Raw genomic sequence first — 15,422 nt, 5'->3', positions numbered from 1 at the left:
GCACGCCCTCTCAGCGGCGTCGAGGACGCCGACGAGGACCGGTCGCCGGTGCGTTCGCCGCTGACGACCCGTCAGTACTTCGCCGCTGACGGCCCGTCAGTACGAGGTGCGACCGGTGGCTGCTGCGCCGAGCACCGCGGCCGCGCCGTGGGCCAGCAGGGTCCCGTCGGTGACGACGGCGACGCGGTCGAACCCGAGCGCGCGGAGCCGTTCGGCGCGGGCCAGGTCACCGGCGAAGGCGCCGGTGTGCTTGCCGGCGCGGCGGGCTGCGGCGACGATCGCGGGGAGGGGGTCCGTGGCGCTGTCGGCGTCGAGCAGCTCGCGCAGATCCACGCCGAGCCCGATCGACAGGTCGAAGGGGCCGACGAACACCGCCGAGACGCCCGGGACCGCCAGGATCTGCTCGGCGGCACGGAGGCCCTCGGGTGTCTCGAGCATCACCCACACCTCGGGGTCGGCAGCTGCGGCGGATGGTGCCGCACCGCCCCAGAGTCCTGCCATCGGCCCCCAGCTCCGTCGGCCCCGCGGTGGGTAGTGCGCGGCGCGCACGGCGTGCTCGGCCTGCTCGACGGTCTCGATCATCGGGACGATCACGATGTCGGCACCGAGGTCGAGCGCACGGCCGATCGCGGCGTCCGAGCCCTCGGCGACACGAATCCCGACGGGGACCTGCGGAGCGACCGCGGCGAGCGCCGGCATCGTCGCCAGGAGTGTGGCGTCGTCGAAGGCGCCGTGCTGGGCGTCGAGGCCGAGCCAGGCGAACCCGTTCTGGGCGATCTGCGCGGTGGTCCGGGGTTCGCCGAGCGTGCACCACACGCCGTCGGCGCGGCCGTCTCCGAGTGCTGCCACCGTGGTCCTCCGTCTGGTCTGCCGTCGCGATCGCCGGTGGTTCGTCGGCCGGCGCGTCAGGCTACCGTCCACGGAGCGCTCGGCGCTCGTCCGCCGGGACTGGAGGCGTGCCTCATGCGCACGCATGGGACATGGACAAGTGCTCACCTTCGGGTGTAGTCCTGTGCGCAGGACGCACCGCACGGGCGATCACAGGTCGCCAGCACCCACCAGCACCACAGCACCAGTCAGGACCTGCAGGGAGGTCGGACGGACATGCGTGACGAACGTGACGTCGGCCAGCGGACTGGCTCGCTTCCGCCGGGCGGCGACCGGATCCGGTGGGCGTTCGGGATCGTCGGCGCGGTGGGCGTGCTCGCCGGGCTGGCTGCGATCGTCCTGCCCCACGCGACGCTGTTCGCGGTGTCGTGGGTCTTCGGGATCTACCTGGTCGTGTCGGGGGCGGCGCTGGTCGTCCGGGGACTCCAGGTGCACCCTCGGGTCTGGTGGCGTCAGGTCGGGCTGGTGGTCCTCGGGGCACTGGTGGTCGCCGGCGGTGTCGTCGCGATCGTGTTCCCGCCGATCGGGGCGCGGTGGGTGGCGCTGCTGCTCGGGTTCGCCTGGATCCTCGAGGGCATCGCACTCATCTACGCACCGTGGGTGGGCCGCCGTGCGCTGACCGTGGTGCTCGCCGTGCTCAGTGTGCTGAGCGGCATCCTGGTGATGAACCTGCCGGGCCTCGGCGCGCTGGTGACGGTGGCCGCGGTGGGGAGCGTGCTCATCGTGTTCGGTGTCGTCCAGCTCGTCGTCGCGTTCAGCTGGCCGCATCCGGACGGGGAGCGGGCCGGCCTGCCGGTCCCCGGCCCCTGATGCTCGCCGTCCGCTGGGAGCAACAGGGACCGAAGTCCTGGGTGGCGCGCGACCACGGGACCAGCCTGGGGCTCGTGCTGCACGTGCGTGAGCGGTTCCTGGCGTTCGACCAGGACGACCGCCCGCTCGGGAGCGCGGCGTCCCTGGCGGCGGCCCAGCAGCTCGTCGCCGGTGCCGTCCGCGCGAGTGCCCCGGCCCGGCGGGACACCGTCGCGGTGGTGCTGTCGGTGCTCGCGGCGCTGACCGTCGGGGGAGCGGCCGTCGTGCTCGCCGCCCGCGCCCTGATCTGAACGGCGCCGTGCGGGTCACTCCGAGCCCACCGGACGGTGTACCCACTGCCGGAGCGCGGCCGTGACCGCGACGGGGTCCTCCCACGGGGCGAGGTGCCCGACGTCGTCGAGCACGACGACCTCGGGGTGCCCGGGCAGCGCCGTCTGCAGGTCGAAGGCCTGGTGCAGGGGGATCCAGGGGTCCTGCCGCCCCCACCCGATCCGGGTCCGGCACCGCACGGAGCCCAACAGCTCGGCGACCGCGCGGGTGTCGTCGGGGGTCAGCGCGGCGATCTGGAGTGAGAACGCGACCTGCCCCTCGGGGCCGGCCCACGGCCGCGCCAGGGCCTCGAGGTCCACCGGCGAGAAGCCCCGCGCCGAGGCACCGTCGATGTACTGCCGCACCAGGGCGGCGTGCAGGTCGCCGGGGAGTCGGTCGAAGACGTCACGGTGCTCCGCCACCAGCCGGAAGAACGGAGACCCCCAGGGGTCGAGCACGACGGCGTCCCAGAGGAACAGGCTCGCGTACTCGGCACCGTGCAGCAGGTGCGCCCGGAGCGCCACGGCGCCGCCCACGTCGTGTGCGACCAGGTGGGGTCGGTCGAGGCCCCACCGGTCGAGGAGCGCGCCGAGACGGATCGCCTGCGCTCGGAGCGTGGCGTCCACGGTCGGCCCGCGGTCCGAGTCGCCGTACCCGGGCATGTCCCAGAGGAACACCCGGTGGTCCTGCGCGAGCGCCCGGCCGACCTCGGCCCAGACCGCCGACGACCAGGGGGTGCCGTGGCACAGGACGACGTCGCCGCGTGCCGGTCCTGCCGGCTCGAGGACCCTCGTGGCGATGGTGGTGCCTTCCACGACGACCGGGACCGGGGCGGGGAGGTGGACGGGTACGGGGAGGGGCGCTCGGCGTGGCAGCATGGTCGCACGCTAGGACCTCAGGTCGACCTGAGGTCAAGAGGAACGAACGGGGCACGGTGCGGATCGGTGCAGCAGCTCGGCGGGTCGGCGTCGAGGTCCACGTGCTGCGGCACTGGCACGACACGGGGGTCGTCGTCCCCGATCGAGCGCCGTCGGGTCACCGGGAGTACTCCGAGGAAGACGTCCGTCGCCTGCAGGTCGTCCGGGCCTGCCAGGGCGTCGGCATGAGCCTGGCGGAGATCCGGCTGGTGCTCCGACGGAGTGCACCCGACCGGTCCGGCGTGATCACCGAGCGTCTCCGCCAGATCCGGGCGCAGCGTGACCAGCTGGCCGATGCCGAGCGGTTCCTCGAGCACGTGATCGACTGCACCCACGACCTGCTGACGCGGTGCCCGTCGTGCTCCGCCTACGCTTCCTCGGGCACGCGGCTCCGGTCGGGGCCCTCCGCACCGGTACCGTTGCGTCCGTGAACGACGACCCCGATGCCGCCATCGCCCAGCACGTCCACGACGCCTGGGACGGTTCCCTGCGCCTGGTGCACATCACGATCTCGGACGAGGACGGTGACGCCTACCCCGGGCAGGACGTCGACCGGTGGGTGATCGACGTCCGCGTCCCGATCACCGACGACGACGAGACCGAGGCGGTCTCCGTCGCCGAGGTCACCGCCTTCACGAGCCGTGCACCGGAGTCGCTCGAGGCCCTGGTGCTCGGCTACCAGGTCTCCGACGTCGCGGGGTCCTTCGCGTCCGCCGTCGCCGCGCAGGACGCGACGGGGGAGACGTTCTTCTCGCTGCAGACCCACGCCGCCGAGATGCTCGGCAAGCCCGACCTGCTCGCCGTCGACCGGCTCACGGTCCGTCCCGCCTACCGAGCGCTGCCCGGACTGGTGCCGGCGATCGTCGACGCGGTCCGCCACGGTCCGGCCGGTCGCACCGCATCGTGGGTGCTCACGGACCCGACGGTGTGGGACGTGCCGTTCGGCGAGGACGACCGTTCCGCCGGCGGGTTCGTGCAGTGGGCCGACACCGCGGTGCTCACCTCCATGAACGCCGCGCCGGACGACCTGGAACACCTGTCGCTCGCGCCGCCGGCCGGTGGCATCGTGATGGGGTCCCGGGCGGACGAGGTGCACCTCGGCGACGCGATCGACCACGCGATGACGCAACCCGCGATCGCGGTGCCGTTCGACCTGCCGCCGAAGCTCCCCGCCAGCATCTGGGCCGCCGCGCCCGAGGACGTCCACGGCGTGCACCCGGACGAGACCACCGGGTCGATCACGGTGGAGACGCACGACGAACAGCTCGAGGTCGTCGGTTCGCCCGGCACCGCACCGCAGCTCGTGGGGATCTCGGCCTCGGCCGACGCCGCGACCCAGGAGTGGCTGCGCACCGTGCACCAGCGCTGGTGGCAGTACGAGCCGGACCTGCACGCCCGCATCCACGACGTCGTCGACGAGTACCTGTCCACCGGACACATCGAGTCGGCGTCGGACGAGCTCGCCGGGCACCTGCACGCACCCGACCTGCCGCCGTACCGGACGGAGTGGCCGGGCACCGGCACCGTCCTGCTCGAGGAACTCGGTGAGGACACCGAGCCGATCGTCTTCGACGCCGTGCTCGAGGACGGCACCCGGCACGAGCACATCGGCGTGGTCGTCGTGCACGAGTCCGGACACGTCCGCGCGTTCCTGCACGACGAGTGGGAGCCCGGGTTCCCGGCCGCCGAGGCCGCGGTCGCGCACCTCATCAGCCTCGGTGCTGGCGAGTTCTTCGCGGACGCCCTGCACGACGAGCTGTCAGCGGGTGTCGAGCACGCGATCCTGACGGGTGACGTCCGCGGTCACTGACCGGGCCGCCCTGGGTCGGCTCAGACCGGGCGGTAGATCGCGATCGGCGGGGTGTCGTCGTCGCCGGCGTCGTGGGCGTCGCCCGTCGCGAGCCAGGTGCGACCCTCGTGCTCGATCGTGGTCGGCAGGTCGCCGTGCACCAGGATCCGGATCGCGGGGGCGTCGCCGTCGACCAGGTCGACGCCGTGGGCCTCGGTCCCGCCGGGATTGTCGTGCACGTAGCTCATGGTCCGATCGAACTCCGTCGACCTGACGGACCGCCCGCGCCGCGCCGGACACGCCCGGAACCTTCACCGGAACCGGTGATGCCGCCCTTCTTCGGGTAGAGTCATCTCCGCACGGCCAGGACGGCGTGTGAATGCGGATGTGGCGCAGTGGTAGCGCATCACCTTGCCAAGGTGAGGGTCGCGAGTTCGAATCTCGTCATCCGCTCAGAACAGGAAGACCGGAACCCCCGTCGCTCGGAAGAGCGGCGGGGGTTCCGTCGTTCGGGGGCGTCGCAGCACCGGAGGCATGGGGGCCCAGCGGGCGCAGGCTTCGGGTACCCGCGCCCACCGGGCGCGGAGGCGACCCTGCCCCCACTGGCACGCGCCGAGTGGGTGGCCCGGCGCAGTTCCGAGGATGTATCCGGAGCCGTCCCCCGTTCGGGTGGGCACCGGATCCACGGTTGCGGGAACCCGCAAGGAACCCGCACGACCCGCCGCGCAAGCCTTGTGCTACTCGATGCCGTCTGGTATTGGCGCCGACATCGTGCGGGCGCCGGGCAACCCGACCCACCGCCGGGCCCCGGATTCCACGACCGTGACGAGCACCGTGTCGCACCCGCGGCAGCGCGCCACCGACCCCATGGCGGTGCGGTGGACGGTGGTCTGCCCGAGCACCCCGAGCGACCCGCACCCGGCGCAGCGCAGGGCGACCACGGTCGGCTCGGGCCCCAGGCTGTCGGCCAGCGTCCCCGCCAGCGCGTTGCCGTCCACGACGACCATCAGTTGCCCCCGAACCGTTCGGCGCGAACGTCGCTGGTGTCGTGCCCGAGCTCGGTGAGCCAGCGCAGCACCTGCTCGACGAACGGCGTCGACCCGCACACGTAGACCAGGGCGCCCGCGTCCGGCGGGAACACCGCGGCAGCGAGCGCGTCCCGCGTCAGCCGACCGGCCGGCACGGTCGAGCCTGGAGGCGCGGTGCGGCTGTACACGTGGGTCACCTCGAGCGGTGCCCGGCTCGCGAGCGCCTGGTCGAGTTCCGCACGGAAGAACACGTCGTCCGGTGTGCGGACGGCCGCGAGGAGCCGGAAGGGCGCCGGGTCGTCCGCCTCGGCGTGCGCGGTCACCATCGCGACGAGCGGCACGATGCCGGAGCCGCCGGCGATGAGCTGCACCGGACGGGTGGACTCGCCCGGCCGCCAGACGAACCAGCCACCAAGGGGCCCGTGGACCTCGAGCGCGTCGCCGACCTCGACGGCGTCGACGAGGAACGGCGAGACCTCGCCGCCGTCCACCCGGTCGACCGCGAGCACGACGTCGGTCGCGGGGCCGGCCGACGCGATGGAGTACGAGCGCTGTGCCTGGTAGCCGTCCTCGGCTGTCAGTCGCAGGTCCAGGTGCTGCCCGGGGTCGTTGCCCGGCCAGGTGGGGACGTCGAGGACGATCCGGCGCGCGTTCGTCGTCTCGCGGCCGACCGACGCGACGATGGCGGCGTGCCAGGCCGGCCGCCTGCGGGTTGCGGGACGAGCGGAGGGGGTGATCCGTGCCTCCAGGCCGGTGTCGGGGAGCGTCACCAGTACCGCTCTTCCTTCCACGGGTCGCCGTGCAGGTTGTAGCCCGCGTTCTCCCAGAAGCCGGGCTCGTCGTCGGACTGCATGACGATGCCGCGCACCCACTTGGCGCTCTTCCAGAAGTACAGGTGGGGGACCAGCAGGCGGGCGGGCCCACCGTGCTCGGGCGTCAGGGGCTCGCCGTCGGCCTCGAACGCGATCCAGGACTTGCCGTCGAGCAGCTCGTCGAGCGGGACGTTGGTCGTGTAGCCGCCGTGGCTGTGCACCATGCAGTAGTCGAGTTCGGTCTCGACGTCCTCGAACAGGCGGTCGAGCGGGACACCCCGCCACGGCATGTCGAGCTTGGTCCAGTGCGTGACGCAGTGGATGTCGACGGTGACGTCCTCGACGCCGAGTGCGTGCACCTCGTCCCAGGTCCACTGGTGCAGGCCGGACTCGGTGCGGATCGAGAAGGCCCAGTCGGTCGGCTCGATGTCGGGCGTCGCCCCGGCGGACAGGACGGGCCAGTCGCGGACCAGGGTCTGACCGGGCGGGATGCGGGTGTCGTCGCGGTCGTCGCGGCGACCGCCGAACCCGCGGGTGAACGTGGCCATGGTCCTCCTCGGGGACGTCGGTGCGTTCCCGATCATGCCGTGTGCCGGGCGGTGCCGTGTAACGGGTTGGTAAACGTTCCACCCGTGGACGGAACGGTCGTGCGCGGCGGCGGATCCGCGCGGGCTCGCCGATCGGGTCGGACGCGGTGGTGATCCGCGCGTCAGGAGCGAGCTTGGGGGATCGGCCGAGGACCTCTATCGTTCACCGGAACGATTACAGGAGGGGTCACCCCGAATGCAGCCCATCGTCCCCGAACCCCGCAATGCCCACGGTCCGAGCCGTCGGGCGCTCATCACCGGCGCCGCCGGTCTGGCCGGCCTCGGCCTGCTCACGCTCGCCGGGTGCAGCTCCGGCGCGTCCGCCGGCACCCCCACGATCCCCGAGGCCGCGGCCACCGGCGTCGCCCGTCGCGGCGGACGCCTGCGCATCGCGCGGCCCGCCGCGTCCGCCGCCGAGACCCTCGACTCCGCGAGCTCGCTGTCGGCCTACGAGTACCTCGGCGCGCTGTACAACCGGCTCGTCAAGCTCGACCAGCAGGGCACCCCGGTGCCGGACCTGGCCGAGGAGTGGTCCGCGAACGCCGACGGCACCGAGTGGACCTTCGCGCTCCGCCGGGGCGTGACCTTCCACGACGGCTCCCGCTTCACCGCCGACGACGCCATCGCGAGCATCCGGCACATCCTCGACGAGAAGACCGGCAGCCCGCAGGCCGGCGTGCTCGGCGAGGTCATGGACGCCGACTCGATGCGCGCCGTCGACCCGTACACGCTGCGCTTCTCGCTGACGAAGCCGAACGCCGAGTTCCCCTCGCTGCTCACCGCGTACCAGTGCTACATCGTGCCGGCAGACGCCATCGCCGACATCGGCCGCACCGGGATCGGGACGGGGCCGTTCCGGCTGTCGTCGTTCACCCCCGCGGGTGCCGGCAGCGTCGAGGCGTTCGCGGACCACTTCGCCGGCCGCCCGGCGCTCGACGGCATCGACTTCTACTCGATCCAGGACACCACCGCGCGGGTGAACGCCCTGCTCGCCGGGCAGATCGACCTCATCTCGCAGACCAACCTGGACTTCGCGACCGCCCGGGTCGTGTCGGCGTCCGACCGCGCCACCGTCGCCCGGTCGAAGAACGCCCAGTGGTACACGATCCCGATGCTCGCCACGAGCGACGAGTTCAGCGACCCGCGGGTGCGCCAGGCGATGAAGCTCGCCTACGACCCCCGGAAGATCGTCGACACCGCGCTGCAGGGGACCGGTTCGGCGGGTTGGGACAACCCCGTGCCGCCGCAGCTCGCCGCGTTCGTCGACGACCACCGCGAGTACGACCCGGACAAGGCCCGGGCGCTGCTCAAGCAGGCCGGGCGCGAGGACTTCCGCGCCGCGATCTACACGTCGAGCTACGAGTCGGTGTTCACCCCGATGGCCGTCGCCTACCGCGACGCCGTCGCCGACGCGGGCATCCGTCTGACCGTCCGCAACGCGAGTTCGGACTCGTACTACACGCAGATCTGGATGCAGAAGCCGCTCATGGTGAGCTACTGGTTCACGGGGCGGCCGATCGACCAGCTGCTCAACCAGATCTTCCGCTCGGGGTCGTCGTACAACGAGAGCGCCTGGTCGAACGAGACCTTCGACGGGCTGCTCGACGACGCCCGTGCCGAGATGGACGACGCCAAGCGGCTCACCCTGTACCAGGACGCCCAGCGGCTCGTCGTCGAGGACGGTGCCGACATGACGCCGATGTTCGGCGACCGGCTCGTGGGGTTGTCCCGCGACGTCGTGAACTACTCGGAGTACGGCTTCGAGTTCGACTACCTGCGGATCGGACTGCGCCGATGACGACCACGAACACGCCGTCGGACGTCCTCGTCCCCGTCCTCCGCCGCGTCGGCATCGCCGTGCTGACGGTGGTGCTCGCCTCGCTCTTCGTGTTCCTCGCGGTGCAGGCGCTCCCCGGTGACGTCGCCCAGCAACTGCTCGGGCAGAACGCCACCCCCGACGCCGTCAAGCAACTGCGCGAGACCCTCGGCCTCGACCAGAACGTCTGGCTCCGCTACCTGCAGTGGCTCGGCGGCGCCGTGCACGGCGACTTCGGCACCTCGCTCGTCAGCGGCGAACCGGTCGCCCCGACGCTGTTCACGGCCTTCCGGAACAGCATGCTCATCGCCGTGCCCGCGATGCTCGTCGGCGTCACGGTGTCCCTGACGCTCGGTGTCGTCGCCGGTGTCCGCCGCGGCCGTCCGAGCGACAAGGTGATCTCGATCGTCAGCCTGGTCGTGATGAGCGTGCCGGAGTTCATGGTCGCCACCGTCCTGGTGCTGCTGTTCGCGATCGGCCTGCCGGTCTTCCCCGCCGTCGTGCTGCGGGGGAGCGACGCCACCGTCGCCGAGCTGCTGCCCACCATCTGGCTGCCGATCATCGTGCTGACGCTCGCGATGGCCGCCTACATCGTGCGGACGGCCCGCTCGTCGACCATCGACGTGATGGCGTCGGAGTTCGTCACGACGGCCGAGCTCAAGGGCCTGACGATGCGCCGGGTGGTCTGGAAGCACGCGGTCCCGAGCGCCCTGCTCCCGACGCTCAACGTCGTCGCGCTCAACGTCGCGTGGCTGCTCGGCGGTGTCGTGGTGGTCGAGAACGTCTTCAACTACCCGGGGATGGGCAAGCTCATGCTCGAGTCGGTGTTCAACCGCGACCTGCCCACCATCGAGGCGATCGCCCTGCTGAGCGCCCTGATCTACGTCGTGTGCAACCTGGCCGCCGACCTCGTCGCGCTCGCACTCGACCCGAAGCTGCGGACCCGCCAGCGACGACCGCGCACGCGCACCCGCAGCGCCCGCAGCACCAGGAAGGCCGCCGCATGACCGCCACCGCACCCCGCCGCCGCGTCGGACGCGACGTGCTCGCCGGCGCGCTCGCACCCCTGCGCGGGTCGACGGCGCTGAGCATCGGCCTCGGCCTCATCGCCCTGCACGTCGTCCTCGCCCTGCTCGCGCCGGTCATCGCCGGGCACGACCCGGTCGCCACGAACGCCGGCGACGTGCTCGCCGGTCCGACGTGGACGCACTGGCTCGGCACCGACCAGTACGGGCGTGACGTCCTCTCCCGCACCCTGAACGGCGGCCGGTACGCGCTGTCCGTGACCTTCCTGGCCACCACGATCGCCGTCGCGGTCGGCACGGTGCTCGGCTGCGTCACGGCCTACGCCGACAACTGGTTCGACGAGGTCGTCATGCGCGTCGTCGACGCCCTGCTCAGCGTGCCGTCGATCCTCGCGCTCCTGGTCGTCGTGACGGTCTTCGACGCCGGCCTCTGGGTCATCGTCCTCGCCGTCACGGTCGTCTACGCCCCCGCGGTGACCCGGGTCGTCCGCGGCGCCGCCCGCACCGTGATCACCCAGGACTACGTCACCGCTGCCCGCGCCCGGGGCGAGCGGCCGCTGTCGATCGTGTTCCGCGAGATCCTGCCGAACGTGCTCGACGTCGTGCTCGTCGAGTACGCGATGCGGGCCTCGTGGATCGTGCTGCTCGTCGCGTCGCTGTCCTTCCTGGGCTTCGGCGCGAACCCGCCGACCCCGGACTGGGGCCTGATGGTGCAGGAGAACCGCACCGCGCTCACCGTGGTGCCGCTCGGCACCCTCGCCCCGATCGTGGCGCTCGCCACGCTGGTGATCGGACTGAACCTCGCGGCCGACGGCCTGAGCAAGTCGCTCGGCGTCGACCGCGCCAAGCAGGGAGTCAGCGCATGACCCGCACCGACACCGGCACGACGTCCGCCGCGACGACGACCGTGCCCGACGCGGTCGTCCGCGTCGACGACCTGTCCATCTCGTACGCCGCCGGCAAGCGACGGGTCCCCGTCGTCCGGAGTGTCTCGTTCGCGATCGAGGCCGGTCGCACCCTCGGCCTGGTCGGCGAGTCCGGCAGCGGCAAGTCGACCGTCGCGCGGACGCTCCTCGCACACCTGCGCGCCGGGTCGGCGATCGACGGCGGGACGGTCCGCGTCGACGGTGCCGACGTGTTCGCCCTGTCGCCGGCCGGCCGCCGGGCGCTCCGCGGCGGCACCGCCTCGGTCGTCGCCCAGAACGCCGGACAGGCGCTCACCCCGTCGATGCGCGTCGGCGAACAGATCCGCGAGGCCCTCCGCGCCCACGGCGAGCCCGACGGCCCCGAACGCGTCGCCGAGCTGGTCCGGCTGGTCCGGCTGCCGGACCCCGACGGGATCGTCCGCCGGTACCCGCACCAGTTGTCCGGCGGGCAGCAGCAGCGCATCGCCATCGCGATGGCCGTCGCCGCCCGGCCGCGCGTGCTCGTCCTCGACGAGCCGACCACCGCCCTCGACGTCGTCACGCAGGCCGCGGTCCTCGACCTGGTCGCCGACCTCGGTCGGCAGCTCGGCATGGCCGTCCTGCTCGTCAGCCACGACCTCGGGGTGGTGTCCGCCATGGCGGACGAGATCGCCGTGATGCGCGACGGCGAGGTCGTCGAGCACGCCGCCACCGCGGCGCTCTTCGCCGCGCCGCAGCACGAGTACACGCGCGCCCTGCTGGCCGCGGTGCCGGACGGGCGACGGCCTGGAGGAGCGGATCGCGACGCCCTGGACGCGACCGTCCCCGTGACGGTCGGCTCCACGGCCACCGGCACCGCGCCTCCCGAGCGCGCAGCCCGCCCCGTGGTGACCGCGGATGACCTGGTGATCCGCTACGGCCGCGGCCTGCCGGCCGCCGTCGACGGCGTCTCGTTCACGATCGCCGCGCACGAGACGCTTGCCGTCGTCGGCGAGTCCGGCAGCGGCAAGTCGACGCTCGCGACGGCGCTGGCCGGCCTGGTGCCGGCCGAGTCGGGGACGTTCACGTACGACGACGGCACGACGAGCGGCGACCTGCGCGAGCCGATCGCCGGCCGCGCGCCCGCCCTGCGGCGCGCGGTGCAGCTCGTGTTCCAGAACGCGGACACGTCGCTCAACCCGCGGCGCACCGTGGGCGCAGCCGTCGCGAGGCCGCTCCGGTTGTTCAGCGGCTCGTCCTCGCGCGAGCGCGTGGGCGCCCTGCTCAGCCAGGTCGGGCTCGGGCCGGAGTTCGCCGACCGGCTGCCCGCGCAGCTGTCCGGTGGGCAGCGGCAGCGCGTCGGGATCGCGCGCGCACTCGCGGCCGAGCCGTCGCTCGTGATCGCCGACGAGATCACCACCGCGCTCGACGTGCAGGTGCAGGCGGGGATCCTCGCGCTGCTGGCCGACCTGCAGCGCGAGCGCGGCCTCGCCTGCCTGTTCATCAGCCACGACCTCGCGGTGGTGCGGGGTGTCGCGGACCGGGTCGCGGTGATGACCGGTGGGCGGATCGTCGAGATCGGACCGACCGAGCGGGTGTTCACCGGCCCGAACCACCCGTACACGTCGACGCTGCTCGCGGCGACGCTCGAACCCGGCAGCACGACCCTGCCCGACGTCGGTGACGGGGTGCCGCACTGGCGGCACGCCGACGGCTGGACCGACCACGGCGACGGACACCGCACCCGCAACTGGGAGGACGCATGACGACCGACGACGGCACCGACCACGGCACCGCCGCCACGACCTTCACCGCCATCGGCGACCCCGGCTCGCTGCCCGCGGGCGTGACGGTCCGCGACGAGTGGATCCCGATGCCCGACGGTGTGCGGCTGCACGCCCGGATCTGGGCGCCGTCGCAGTCGCCGACGCAGTCGGGTGCGCCCAGCGACCCGACGCCGGTGCTGCTCGAGTACCTGCCGTACCGGCTCGACGACTGGACCGCACCGCGCGACTCGGAGCGGCACCCCTGGTACGCCCGGCACGGGTACGCCTCGGTGCGGGTCGACATCCGCGGCACCGGGTCGTCCGACGGGTTCTTCGACGACGAGTACAGCGAGCAGGAGCTGCTCGACGGCGAGGCCGTGATCGCCTGGCTCGCCGAGCAACCGTGGTCGACCGGCGCCGTCGGCATGTTCGGCATCTCGTGGGGCGGCTTCAACGCGCTGCAGCTCGCGGCCCGGGCACCCGCCGCGCTCAAGGCCATCGTGACGGTCTGCTCGACGGACGACCGGTACGACAACGATGTGCACTACGTCGGCGGCGCCGTGCTCGGCATCGACATGGCGGCCTGGGGCGCGACCATGTTCGCCTTCAACTCCCGGCCGCCCCGGCCCGAGGTCGTCGGCGCCGGGTGGATGGACCGCTGGCGGGAACGCCTCGAGGCGAACCGCCCGATGACGCCGGTGTGGCTGGCGCACCAGGAGCGCGACGACTACTGGCGGCACGGCAGCGCGGCCGAGGACTACGACGGCATCCGCGCCGCGGTGCTCGCGGTCGGCGGGTGGGCGGACCCGTACCGGGACGCCGTGCTCCGGCTCGTCGACCACGTCAGCGCCCCCGTGAAGGGCATCGTCGGCCCGTGGTCGCACCAGTACCCGGACCGTGGGCTCGCGCCGGGGCCGTCGATCGGGTTCCTGCAGGAGACCCTGCGGTGGTGGGACCGCTGGCTGCGCGGGGTCGACACCGGCGTCGAGGACGACCCCGCACTGCGGGCCTGGATCAACGAGGGCGAAGCCCCCGCGCCCTACTACGCCGGCCGCCGCGGTCGCTGGATCGGTGCCGAGGCGTGGCCCTCCGCCGCGACCCACGAGCGTGTCCTGCCCCTGGCCGCCCTGCGCGGCGGTGACCTCGGGCCGGTCGTCGTGCGGTCGCCGCAGCACACCGGGGTGGACGCCGGTCGGTTCTTCCCGTTCGGCAACGCCACCGACCTGCCGACGGACCAGCGCGCCGAGGACGGCCGGTCGGTCACCTTCGACCTGCCCGTCGGCAAGGCGTTCGACCTGCTCGGCAACGTGCTCGTGCGGCTGTCCGTCACGAGCGACCAGCCCCGGGCCACCCTGACCGTGCGGCTCTGCGACGTCGCACCGGACGGCTCGTCGACGCTCGTCACGCGCGGGGTGCTGAACGCCGCGAAGCGCGACGGGATGGACCGCGACGACGTGCTCGTGCCCGGGACGCCCGCCGACCTGCCCGTGCGCCTGGTCTCGACCGGACACCGGTTCGCCGCCGGCCACCGGCTGCGCATCGCGGTCTCGTCGTCGTACTGGCCGTGGGTGTGGCCGCACGGCGTCGAGGCCACCGTGACGATCGACCCGACCGCCTCGAGCGTCACCCTGCCCACCTGGACCCGGGAGACCGACGACGGGGTGGCCTTCGCCGAGCCCGAACGGTCCGAGCCCCTCGTGATCGAGCGCGTCGCGCCGGCCGACCCGCTGCCGCAGCGCACGGTGACGCACGACGTCGAGACGGGGGAGTGGACGCTCGACGTCGACCCCGGGTACGGCGGCGGGCGCGTCTACCCGGACGGCCTGGTGTTCACCGAGGACGCCCGCGAGACGTACCGGATCCGCTCCGACGACCCGACCAGCGCACGGGCGAGTTCCCGCTGGGCAATCGGGCTGACGAAGCCGGAGTGGGCCGCGCGCCTCGAGACGACGTCCGAGGTCACCGCCGACGCCGACACCTTCCACGTCGTCAACACCGTGCGCGCCTGGGCCCGCGACGGCGGACCCGACGAACCCGAGGTGCTCGTCACCGAGCGGACCTTCGTCGACGACGTCCCACGGACCTCGGCGTGACCGCGGCGGCACGCGTCCGGCAGCGGCCGGAGGTCCGACGCGCGATGATCGTCGAGGCCGCCCGCGCGGTGATCGTCCGGAACGGTGTCGGTGCCACCGGACTGCGCGACATCGCGGCCGAGGCCGGCGTCTCCGTCGGCACCGTGACGTACCACTTCGGCAGTGTCGCGGAGATCCTCAACGAGGTCGTGGTGCTCGAGACGGAGCGCTTCTACGGCGCCATCGTCGCGGCGGTCGACGCCGAACCCGACGTGCTGGTGGGGCTGCGGATGCTCGTCGCCCCGCTGTTCGGCGACACCGAGCAGGTCCGGCAGCACTGGCGGATCTGGTCCGACTACTGGACCGCGGTGGTGCGACGGCCCGAGGTCGCTGCCGAGTACGCCGAACGCATCCGCGTCTGGGAGGCCTGCCTGGTGCGGGTCATCCGGCGCGGGGTGGACGCCGGGGTGTTCGGTGGCACGCGCCAGGGCACCTCCAGCGACGGCGGCGACCCCGTCGACGCCGACACCGTCGCGCTGCAGCTCGCCGCGTACAGCGACGGCGTCGCGACCCAGATCGCCCAGGGCGTGCCCGGCCTGACGAACACGGTCGCCCTGTCGTGGATGTGGCGGTTCCTGTCGCACGAACTCGGTGTGCCCGCTGTGGACATCGCCGGAACCGGTCGTTCCCCCTTGTGATGAGGTAAGGCTTCCCTTACC

At 73.0% G+C, this 15,422-nt stretch carries 16 protein-coding genes and 1 tRNA gene; 11 read left to right on the top strand and 6 right to left on the bottom strand.

The features are described from left to right. Window positions 1-96 precede the first annotated feature (96 nt). Window positions 97-849: an HpcH/HpaI aldolase/citrate lyase family protein gene (locus tag DEJ04_RS02115; protein ID WP_181437702.1), complete on the bottom strand. Its 753-nt coding sequence runs from the start codon at window positions 847-849 to the stop codon at window positions 97-99. Between the two features lie 255 nt (window positions 850-1,104). Here DEJ04_RS02115 and DEJ04_RS18795 point away from each other — a divergent pair, with 255 nt between their 5' ends. Beyond that, complete coding sequence (locus DEJ04_RS18795; RefSeq protein ID WP_111046074.1) at window positions 1,105-1,698, top strand: HdeD family acid-resistance protein; 594 nt, start codon at window positions 1,105-1,107, stop codon at window positions 1,696-1,698. Further along, entirely contained in the window at window positions 1,698-1,988 is a 291-nt protein-coding gene (locus DEJ04_RS02105; protein WP_111022873.1) for a hypothetical protein, read from the top strand. Before DEJ04_RS18795 ends, DEJ04_RS02105 begins: the two co-directional genes overlap by 1 nt. Window positions 1,989-2,003: 15 nt before the next feature. Here the strand turns inward: DEJ04_RS02105 and DEJ04_RS02100 are convergent, their stop codons facing one another. Further along, window positions 2,004-2,885 (bottom strand): alpha/beta fold hydrolase, encoded by an 882-nt coding sequence (locus DEJ04_RS02100; RefSeq protein WP_111046072.1) that lies wholly within the window; start codon window positions 2,883-2,885, stop codon window positions 2,004-2,006. A gap of 56 nt (window positions 2,886-2,941) precedes the next feature. Here DEJ04_RS02100 and DEJ04_RS02095 point away from each other — a divergent pair, with 56 nt between their 5' ends. Both DEJ04_RS02095 and DEJ04_RS02090 read left to right on the top strand, forming a co-directional pair. Beyond that, window positions 2,942-3,355, top strand: coding sequence for a MerR family transcriptional regulator (locus DEJ04_RS02095; protein WP_111046070.1), 414 nt, complete (start codon window positions 2,942-2,944; stop codon window positions 3,353-3,355). Further along, a complete protein-coding gene (locus DEJ04_RS02090) occupies window positions 3,352-4,734 on the top strand; it encodes a hypothetical protein (RefSeq protein ID WP_111046068.1) in 1,383 nt (460 codons plus the stop codon). Before DEJ04_RS02095 ends, DEJ04_RS02090 begins: the two co-directional genes overlap by 4 nt. 20 nt (window positions 4,735-4,754) lie before the next feature. On the opposite strand, the gene DEJ04_RS02085 is transcribed toward DEJ04_RS02090, so the two are convergent. Further along, window positions 4,755-4,961, bottom strand: coding sequence for a hypothetical protein (locus DEJ04_RS02085; RefSeq protein WP_027465565.1), 207 nt, complete (start codon window positions 4,959-4,961; stop codon window positions 4,755-4,757). Between the two features lie 133 nt (window positions 4,962-5,094). Between DEJ04_RS02085 and DEJ04_RS02080 the strand changes: the two genes are divergently transcribed. Then, window positions 5,095-5,166: transfer RNA gene (locus tag DEJ04_RS02080), tRNA-Gly, on the top strand. A gap of 284 nt (window positions 5,167-5,450) precedes the next feature. On the opposite strand, the gene DEJ04_RS02075 is transcribed toward DEJ04_RS02080, so the two are convergent. Genes DEJ04_RS02075 through DEJ04_RS02065 form a run of 3 tightly spaced genes read right to left on the bottom strand, consistent with a single transcriptional unit; the run spans window position 5,451 to window position 7,101 of the window. Further along, entirely contained in the window at window positions 5,451-5,720 is a 270-nt protein-coding gene (locus DEJ04_RS02075; RefSeq protein ID WP_111046066.1) for a DUF6510 family protein, read from the bottom strand. Then, on the bottom strand, window positions 5,720-6,511 hold the full coding sequence (locus DEJ04_RS02070; RefSeq protein WP_111046064.1) for a ferredoxin reductase: 792 nt from the start codon (window positions 6,509-6,511) through the stop codon (window positions 5,720-5,722). The genes DEJ04_RS02075 and DEJ04_RS02070 overlap by 1 nt, the downstream gene beginning before the upstream one ends. Next, entirely contained in the window at window positions 6,508-7,101 is a 594-nt protein-coding gene (locus tag DEJ04_RS02065) for a molybdopterin-dependent oxidoreductase (protein ID WP_111046062.1), read from the bottom strand. Before DEJ04_RS02065 ends, DEJ04_RS02070 begins: the two co-directional genes overlap by 4 nt. 235 nt (window positions 7,102-7,336) lie before the next feature. On the opposite strand from DEJ04_RS02065, the gene DEJ04_RS02060 reads away from it, so the two are divergent. From DEJ04_RS02060 to DEJ04_RS02035, 6 genes are read left to right on the top strand one after another with little or no spacing between them, the layout of a single operon-like run. Then, a complete protein-coding gene (locus DEJ04_RS02060) occupies window positions 7,337-8,938 on the top strand; it encodes an ABC transporter substrate-binding protein (RefSeq protein ID WP_111046060.1) in 1,602 nt (533 codons plus the stop codon). Continuing rightward, on the top strand, window positions 8,935-9,963 hold the full coding sequence (locus tag DEJ04_RS02055; protein ID WP_111022881.1) for an ABC transporter permease: 1,029 nt from the start codon (window positions 8,935-8,937) through the stop codon (window positions 9,961-9,963). The genes DEJ04_RS02060 and DEJ04_RS02055 overlap by 4 nt, the downstream gene beginning before the upstream one ends. Continuing rightward, window positions 9,960-10,847 (top strand): ABC transporter permease, encoded by an 888-nt coding sequence (locus DEJ04_RS02050; RefSeq protein ID WP_071244656.1) that lies wholly within the window; start codon window positions 9,960-9,962, stop codon window positions 10,845-10,847. Before DEJ04_RS02055 ends, DEJ04_RS02050 begins: the two co-directional genes overlap by 4 nt. After that, window positions 10,844-12,631 (top strand): ABC transporter ATP-binding protein, encoded by a 1,788-nt coding sequence (locus DEJ04_RS02045; RefSeq protein ID WP_111046058.1) that lies wholly within the window; start codon window positions 10,844-10,846, stop codon window positions 12,629-12,631. The genes DEJ04_RS02050 and DEJ04_RS02045 overlap by 4 nt, the downstream gene beginning before the upstream one ends. After that, window positions 12,628-14,724, top strand: a complete 2,097-nt coding sequence (locus DEJ04_RS02040; RefSeq protein WP_111046056.1) for a CocE/NonD family hydrolase — start codon at window positions 12,628-12,630, stop codon at window positions 14,722-14,724. The genes DEJ04_RS02045 and DEJ04_RS02040 overlap by 4 nt, the downstream gene beginning before the upstream one ends. Further along, the gene (locus DEJ04_RS02035) at window positions 14,721-15,401 is read left to right on the top strand and encodes a TetR/AcrR family transcriptional regulator (protein WP_111030070.1); all 681 of its coding nucleotides are present in this window, start codon (window positions 14,721-14,723) and stop codon (window positions 15,399-15,401) included. The genes DEJ04_RS02040 and DEJ04_RS02035 overlap by 4 nt, the downstream gene beginning before the upstream one ends. Window positions 15,402-15,422 lie beyond the last annotated feature (21 nt).

Origin of the sequence: Curtobacterium sp. MCLR17_044 (assembly GCF_003234435.1) — a bacterium.
GTDB classification, from domain to species: Bacteria; Actinomycetota; Actinomycetes; order Actinomycetales; family Microbacteriaceae; genus Curtobacterium; species Curtobacterium flaccumfaciens.
The sequence above is the reverse complement of the archived record's forward strand: the minus strand, read 5'-3'. Positions and strand labels throughout refer to the sequence as shown.